Annotated in this window: 7 protein-coding genes; all 7 read right to left on the bottom strand. The window is 67.0% G+C overall.

Annotated features, from left to right (window positions below; genetic code table 11):
• On the bottom strand, positions 1-640 hold a 640-nt coding region (locus K7711_RS44290), incomplete at its 3' end, for a class II glutamine amidotransferase domain-containing protein (protein ID WP_222978683.1).
• Positions 628-1836: an amidoligase family protein gene (locus K7711_RS44285; protein ID WP_235748750.1), complete on the bottom strand. Its 1209-nt coding sequence runs from the start codon at positions 1834-1836 to the stop codon at positions 628-630. The genes K7711_RS44285 and K7711_RS44290, both read right to left, overlap by 13 nt.
• A 273-nt stretch (positions 1837-2109) precedes the next feature.
• Positions 2110-3006 carry a DNA-processing protein DprA gene (dprA, locus tag K7711_RS44280; RefSeq protein ID WP_308015212.1) on the bottom strand — a complete coding sequence of 299 codons (897 nt, stop codon included), beginning with the start codon at positions 3004-3006 and terminating at the stop codon, positions 2110-2112.
• An 83-nt stretch (positions 3007-3089) separates the two neighbouring features.
• Positions 3090-3860, bottom strand: a complete 771-nt coding sequence (locus K7711_RS44275) for a class II glutamine amidotransferase domain-containing protein (protein ID WP_222978681.1) — start codon at positions 3858-3860, stop codon at positions 3090-3092.
• On the bottom strand, positions 3848-4942 hold the full coding sequence (locus tag K7711_RS44270; RefSeq protein ID WP_235748749.1) for a hypothetical protein: 1095 nt from the start codon (positions 4940-4942) through the stop codon (positions 3848-3850). Before K7711_RS44270 ends, K7711_RS44275 begins: the two co-directional genes overlap by 13 nt.
• Before the next feature lie 137 nt (positions 4943-5079).
• A complete protein-coding gene (locus K7711_RS44265) occupies positions 5080-5841 on the bottom strand; it encodes a class II glutamine amidotransferase (RefSeq protein ID WP_222978680.1) in 762 nt (253 codons plus the stop codon).
• Positions 5829-6845 (bottom strand): hypothetical protein, encoded by a 1017-nt coding sequence (locus K7711_RS44260; RefSeq protein ID WP_235748748.1) that lies wholly within the window; start codon positions 6843-6845, stop codon positions 5829-5831. Before K7711_RS44260 ends, K7711_RS44265 begins: the two co-directional genes overlap by 13 nt.
• Between the last annotated feature and the right edge of the window lie 210 nt (positions 6846-7055).

The raw sequence follows: 7055 nt of genomic DNA, 5'->3' as shown, positions 1-7055 counted from the left end.
AGTCGCCGCACAACCCGCAGTACGCCTCGTCCAGGAGGTTCGGTCCGGATGCGCTGTGCCAGTGGGATTTCAGGGTCCACTGGTAGGTGGTGTTGGAGTACCAGATCCCGTCGTCGCTGTGGTGCCCGAGGTGTTCGTTGAAGATGTAGGCGGTGTGCCGGTAGGTCGGGTCGAGGGTGAGTAGCACCATTTTGTCGGTGCGTAACCAGGTTTCGAGCCCGCTACGCCCGACCCACGAGTCCAGCGGCCCGAACGGTTGACGCGGGAGGAAATCTTCGGCCGCGATCCGGGTGTCCGAGCGCAGATCACCGTTGAGGGGTTGCACCGTCGCGGGCAGTACCCCGTTGTGCGCCAGTACCGTTCGCTCGTCACCACCGACGTGGAAGGGGTGACAGTTGTCGGTGCCGATGTGTCCGTGGGTGGCCAGCCGGGAATGGAACAACGCCGGAGTGTGCGGGAATCGTGCACGCACGGCAGCGAATTCGTCGATCACCTCGTCGGGGTCCAGGCCGTGACCGGTAAGGATCCGGTCCTCGGCGATGACGGCGTAGCCGTGCCCGTCCGGGTTGACATCGGCCCCGGCAGCAAGGGCGTCGAGGTCGGGGGTGATGCCGGGTTTGTAGAAGGTCAGGATGCACATGCCAGGTCCTCCAGTTCGGCCAGCAGCGGCGCGTAATCGGGGTGGGCGCGCAGCCAGGTGACGAATGCGGTCCATTCCCAGCCGTGGCGGCGGGTGATGTCGGTGCTGGTGAGGGTGCGGGTGTACTCGACCGATGCGGCGATGAGCGCGAGGGCGGCTTGAACCTGCTGCGGGATAAGGGAACTGGCGAAGATCCGCACCTCGAAGGTGTGCTCGGGCAGGGTGTTGATCGCCTGATAGCGGCCGCCGTTCCCGAGCCCGTAGTCGTCGTTGCCCTTGGCGAAATCCACGATCCCCGCTCGCGCCTGGGGCGCGAACGCGGCCCACTCGTCCGAGGCCCGCCGCGCCACTTCGGTGATGTGGGATTCGTTGCGGTAGAAGAACTTCATCCACCGATACACGTGCACCGGCGATGCGAATCCTGCGCGGGAGACGTGCACATGGATCCCGACATCCCCGTCGATGTACGCGCCGCGCTCCTCTAGCTGGGGAAGCAGATCCCACGGGAACTGCTCGATCGCGTATCGGTAGGACATGGGGTGGGTGACCATCTCGAACCCGCGCCCGTACCCGATCGAGCCGTCGTCCTTGAGGTATCCGAGGCGCCCCAATTTCCTGGTGGCGATGAGGGCGCAGTCCTGGCAGTCCGCGCCGGAGGTTTTGAGTTCGAGTTCTAGGCCCAGGAACACGGGTCCGGTCCCGTGGAACAGCGGGGTGGGTTTGTAGCTGTAGTCGTGGACGTGGTCACTGCTGCTGGGGGTGCAGTCCGAGCAGTAGTCGGCGTAGCCGACGATGAGCTGATCGCACTCGTCGCAGGCGCGGTAGTCCAAGGCGCACTCCGCACATACGCTGGTGTCGTTGTCCAGCTGTCGAAGTTCTTGCGCCAGGAGCCAGCAGTCGGTGCAGCGGGAGTAGTCCGTGGCGCAGCCATCGCACACAGGCCCGTCCCCGACGGTGTCCTGGGGGTCGTGGGTGTAGCGGTCACAGCGCCCACACAGCGACCAGGCGGTGATGCAGTCGCCGCACAGCACCCCGTCCTGCACGGTCAGATGCTGTTCGGTCGCAGGCTGTGAGCAGCCGTCGCACCACGGGGTCTGGGTGCAGGTGGCGCACAGCGGGTGGTCGGTGGGCGGATCCTCGGGCGGCAGGGCAGTCGAGCACGCCGAGCAACGCACCATGGCCGGTGCAGAAGGCATGAGCAATCGCCTTTCAGGACAAGGGAGTACGGACAACAGCGCCCCTGCCGGTTTCGCAGGGCGAACAGGCAGGGGCGCTGTCAGGCGACGAGGGGAAGCGGCTGTGACACGGGCCCGGGACCGCGACGGCCCAGACCGCCGGAACGAGGCGGAGTAGCTACGGCAGTGAGGACCGCGGTGTTGTCGATGACCTGGACAGCCGGTGGAGCCGAGACCCGAGACCGACAGGGGCTTGGGCGAATTCACGCACAGGGACAGCGAGCCCCGCGGTCCTCAGCCGGGGATCGCATCCAGGATCTGCTCGATGTTGGTGACCAGTCGGGCCCGGCTGGTGCGGATCATGTCGTGACAGCCCGCGGACCCGGCCGAGGTGATCGGGCCGGGTACTGCGGTGACCGGACGTCCCAGTCGGGTGGCCCAGCCCACGGTATTGGTGGTGCTGCTGCGCAGCCCGGCCTCACATACCAGCACCCCGGCCGAGAGCGCCGCGAGGATCCGATTCCTTGCCAGGAACTGGGATTTCACCGGCGGAGTGCCGGGCGGGTATTCCGAGATCACCAGCCCGGTCTCCACGATCCGGCCCAACAGTCGCTCGTGCGCGGCCGGATACGGGCGATCGAGCCCGCACGCCAGCACCGCGACTGTCGCAGCATCCGCGCTCAGGGCCGCGGTGTGGGCGGCCGCATCGATCCCGAACCCGGCACCGCTCAGGACCGTCCAGCCCCGGCGGGCCAGCCCCCCGGCGAAGTCGTAGGTGACATGCTCGCCGTAGCCGGTCGCGGCACGGGCCCCGACGACCGCGATCATGCTGGACGCGAACAGGTCCGGCTGCTCGCGACCACGGACCCACAACGCGATCGGAGCGTGAACATCCGCGCCAAGGAGGTCGAGGTCGGTCAGGCGCGCGGGCCAGGCCGGGTCGTCGCGAGTGAGCAAACGGCCCCCCATCACCGCGGTCCGGAACAAGTCGTTCTCGGCGCGCTCCCAATCCCGCGGGCCGTAACGGGCATCGATCACCCCGCTCACGATGCGGTCCGCCGCAGCGACAGGGCCGTGGGTATTCACGAGTTCGGCAACCATTCCCGGCGAAGACAGCCAGACGCGGGACAGCAGTGCCCACGCACGACGCCGCGCCGGATCGTGTGCCTCGGTGGTGTCGATCGACTGCACAGGGGTGCTCCTGTCGGTGAACGAAGTGCACGAGCGATGCGCGCGCTCCTGCAGGAGCGGTGCTGTGCGCGTCGATGGGTGGGTCAGGCGGTGAGGTGTTCATCCAGGTCGGCGTACCGGTCACGGCCGCGCACGTCGCGGCATTCGCAGTGCGGGAAGGTGCGCAAGCACTCGGCGCAGAATCCGCAGTACGTGCAGTGTGCGCCGGGGCGTTCGGGGTCGTATTCGCCGCAGTCCAGGCAGTACACCTCGTCCTCGATGCTGTAATCGCTGCCGTACAGCACAGGCGGGGTGCGGTAGGACAGGTTCGAGTACCAGATCCCCGCATCGGACCAGTAGCCGGAGCGTTCGTTGAACAGGTACGCGGACTGCTGGTAGGCCGGATCGACGGTGAGCAGCACCATTTTGTCGGTTCCGAGCCATCGTTCGAGCAGGCCGCGGCCGGTGTCGGAGTCCAGCGACCCGAACGGTTGGCGCGGCAGGAATTCCTCGGCGGCGATGCGGGTATCCGATCGCAGGTCCCCGGGCACGGGGTGCATGCTGTCGGGCAGGATTCCGTTGTGCGCGATGACCGTTCGCTCGTCTCCGCCCACAAGGAACGGGTGAGTGTTGGCCGGGTCGATGGTGCCGTGGGTGGCCAGCCGGGAATGAAACAACGCCGCACCCTCGGGGTGTTCGGCACGCACAGCAGCGAATTCGCTGATCATTGCCCGCGGGTCCAGGCCGTGACCGACCAGGATGCGGTGCCCGGCGATGACGGCGTAGCCGTGGCCGTGCGGGTTGGCCAGCGCCCCGCCGAGCAGGGCGTCGAGGTCGGGTGCGGCGCCGGGGGTGAGGTAGGTCAGGATGCACATGCCAGGTCCTCCAGTTCGATCAGCAGCGGGGCGTAGTCGGGGCGGGTGCGCAGCCACGCGGTGAACGCGGTCCATTCCCAGCCACGGCGGCGCGCGATATCGCCGCTGGTGAGGGTGCGGGTGTACTCGACGGTGGCGTCGACGAACCCGAGCGCGGCCTGAACCTGCTGCGGGCGTAGGGAACTGGCGAAGATCCGCACCTCGTAGGTGTGCTCGGGCTCGGCGTTGATCGCCTGAAAGCGTCCGAACCCGCGGTCGCCCTTGACGATGTCGGCGGTGTGCGAGCGGGCTCGGAGGTCGAAACTGGCCCATGAGGACGGATCCCGGCGCGCGAGCACCGTGGCGCGAGCCTGGTTGCGATACAGCAGCTTGAACCAGCGATACGCGTGCACGGGGGAGCAGAACCCGGCCCGGGACACGTGCACATGCAATCCGACGTGACGGTCGGTGTACGCCCCCTCGCCGGCCAGAGCAGGTAGCAGACTCCAGGGGAATCGTTCGAACGCGTACGTGTAGTCCATGGGGTGGGTGACGAGTTCGAACCCGCACCCGATCGAGGAGTCTTCCTTCAGATAGCCCAGGCCACCGAGCTGATCCAGGGCCAGATCAACGCACGCGCTCAGGACCCGGGGAGGGGTTTTGATCTCGAGTTCGAACCCGAGGAATACCGGCCCGCGACCGTGGAATCGGGGTGCGGGTTTGTAGTAGTAGTCGTGGATCCGGTCGTCGGATCCGTTTGCGTGGCCGCAGGATTGGCAGTTGGTGTGCCTGTCTGCGAGTAGGCTGTAGCAGTTGCCGCATTCGTCGTAATGAGTGGAGCAGCCGTCGCACACGATGTCGTCGTTGTCGAGGGTGTAGGTGGTCTCGTCGTACCGGTCGCAGCGATCACACAACGAGTAGCCCGCGCAGCAGTCCTCGCACAGTTCGGTGCAGCTGACGGTGGTGTAGAGGTCCTCGGTCGGCCGCTCGCACTCCTCACATACCCGCCAACTGCCGCAGTCCTGGCACCAGCCTGAATGGGATGGATCATCGGGCAGCACGGCAGGACAACCGCGGCACTGCACATCAGCGGACACGGGCATGACGGATCGCCTTCCTTCCAAAGGGGAATGACCACGGCCCCGCCACCCGAGACAGCTCGGGTACGGGGCCGTGGTCAACAGTGCGAACGGGTCGATCGGCGCACGACCGGACCGGAGGCCCGCGGATCAGGCCGGACTCAAGGCAGTCGGGGCTGGATGAGCGCGCTTGGCCCGAAGGCGCGTGAGCGGCGGCGCGAATGCTGTGCGTAGCAGTCGCATTCGGCGAAGTCGGCCAGGCACACGAAGCACCAGCCACACCGGCCGCAATACCGGCTCCCGGGTCCGGGGCCTCGGGTGCGGCAGTACCGGCACGGCCCGCGCCACAGCGTGGGCTGGCGGGCCTGGTAGCTGGTGTTGGAGTACCAGATTCCCGACTCCCAGGTCCCGAGGTGCTCGTTGAACATGTACGAGCGATGGGCGTAGGCGGGGTCGATGGTCAGCAGCACGAGTTTGCTACGGCCGAGCCAGGATTCCAGACCCCGGAATCCGCGTCGGGTATCAACCGACCCGAACGGCTGAGCGGGAAGAAAGTCCTCGGCAGCGATCCGGGTATCCGACCGCGGATCGTAAGGGCCTGGATGCACGCGCTGGGGCAGGGTTCCGTTGTGCGCCAGCCAGGTTCGCTCATCGCGGCCTAACGCGAAGGGGTGGCAGTTGCCGACGGTGATGATCCCGCGGGTGGCCCACCGGGAATGAAATACCGCGGGCCCGTGCGGGTGTTCGTCTCGGGCGCGTGCGAATTCGGCGAGCACCTCGTCGGCGTTCATACCGTGCCCGGTGATGATCCGCGTGCGGGTGAGCATGGCCCACCCGTGACCGTCGCGATTGACACTCGCGCCGATCGCCAGAGCGGACAGATCCGGTGCCACCCCGCCGGGGAAGAAACTCAGGAGGCACACGCAAGGCTCACCTCCCCCAGACGCTGGGCCAGGGCCGCGTAGTCCCCGGTGCGGGTGTGCACCCAGTCGGTGAATCGGGGCCAGTCCCAGCCGTGATGGCGGGCGATGTCGTGCGAGCTCAGACCGCGGGTGTATTCGATCGACGCGGTGACGAAACCCAGCGCGGCCTGCACCCGGACCGGATCCAGAGATCCTGCGAACACCCGCACCTCGAGGGTGTGACGGGGATGCGGGTTGACAGCCTGGTAGCGGTCCACATCGGTGCCGTGGGGCTGCCCTTTGGCGGTGTCCTTGATCCGGGTCCGCGCCTGTGTGGAGAACCGCGCATACCGAGACCGGCGGCCCGCGAGTTCGGTCACCGCGATCTCGTTGCGGTACAGGAACGTCGCCCACCGGTAGATGTGCGCGGGGGAGGAGAATCCAGCACGCGAGGCATGCACATGCAACCCGACCCGCCGATCGGACACACAACCCAGTGCTGACAGCTCGCCCAGCAACGCCCACGGGAACTCGCGCATCGCGAAGGTGTAGTCCATCGGGTGGGTGACCAGCTCGAACCCCGAGGGCTCGATCGAGGAATCGTTCTTCAGATACGCCAAACGCCCGACCGCGTCGGCCACCGCGGACACTGCCCGATATCGATGACGCTGGGAGACAATGATCTCCAGCTCCATCCCCAGATACAGCGGCCCCTCGCCGTGGAATCGGGGATCGGGTTTGTAGCTGTAGTTCCATACCTCCGCACCCGACTGACAGGCGTCGCAGACGCTGTAGTCCGGCAGCAGCGTGCCGCACGCCTCACACGCGACGAATCCGGCCGCGCAACCCTGGCAGACGCGTCGCCCGCCGGACACGTAGCGGGTCGCCGATGCCCACAGGGCGCAGATGTTACACCGCTCGAAATGGCGGTGTGCGCATACCGCGCACACCGTGACCGCGCCGACCGCAGGGACTTGGTTGTCGCTGTAGCGGCCACAATGCGCGCATGTCGCGACCCCGGCCACACAGGCACCGCACCAGTGCCCCGAATCGGAGGTCGCGACCAGTGCACTGCTCGGTGCCCGGCACCGGTCACACCATGACATCCTGGAAAGGCATGCGGTACAGGCTATTTCGTTTTCAGCAGTGTCGTGACGGACACCGGCAGTTCGGGATCCGCATAGCGCGCACGGCGGCGCGAGAGACACCGACAGATAGGGCATGAGGATCGCCTC

The organism is Nocardia coffeae, assembly GCF_019890715.1.
Classification (GTDB): domain Bacteria; phylum Actinomycetota; class Actinomycetes; order Mycobacteriales; family Mycobacteriaceae; genus Nocardia; species Nocardia jiangxiensis.
The sequence above is the reverse complement of the archived record's forward strand: the minus strand, read 5'-3'. Positions and strand labels throughout refer to the sequence as shown.

What these genes read in the sequence shown, in the direction of transcription:
- K7711_RS44285 (WP_235748750.1), bottom strand. Translation starts at nt 1,836, where the DNA reads ATGCCTTCTGCACCGGCCATGGTGCGTTGCTCGGCGTGCTCGACTGCC.
- K7711_RS44270 (WP_235748749.1), bottom strand. Translation starts at nt 4,942, where the DNA reads ATGCCCGTGTCCGCTGATGTGCAGTGCCGCGGTTGTCCTGCCGTGCTG.
- K7711_RS44275 (WP_222978681.1), bottom strand. Translation starts at nt 3,860, where the DNA reads ATGTGCATCCTGACCTACCTCACCCCCGGCGCCGCACCCGACCTCGAC.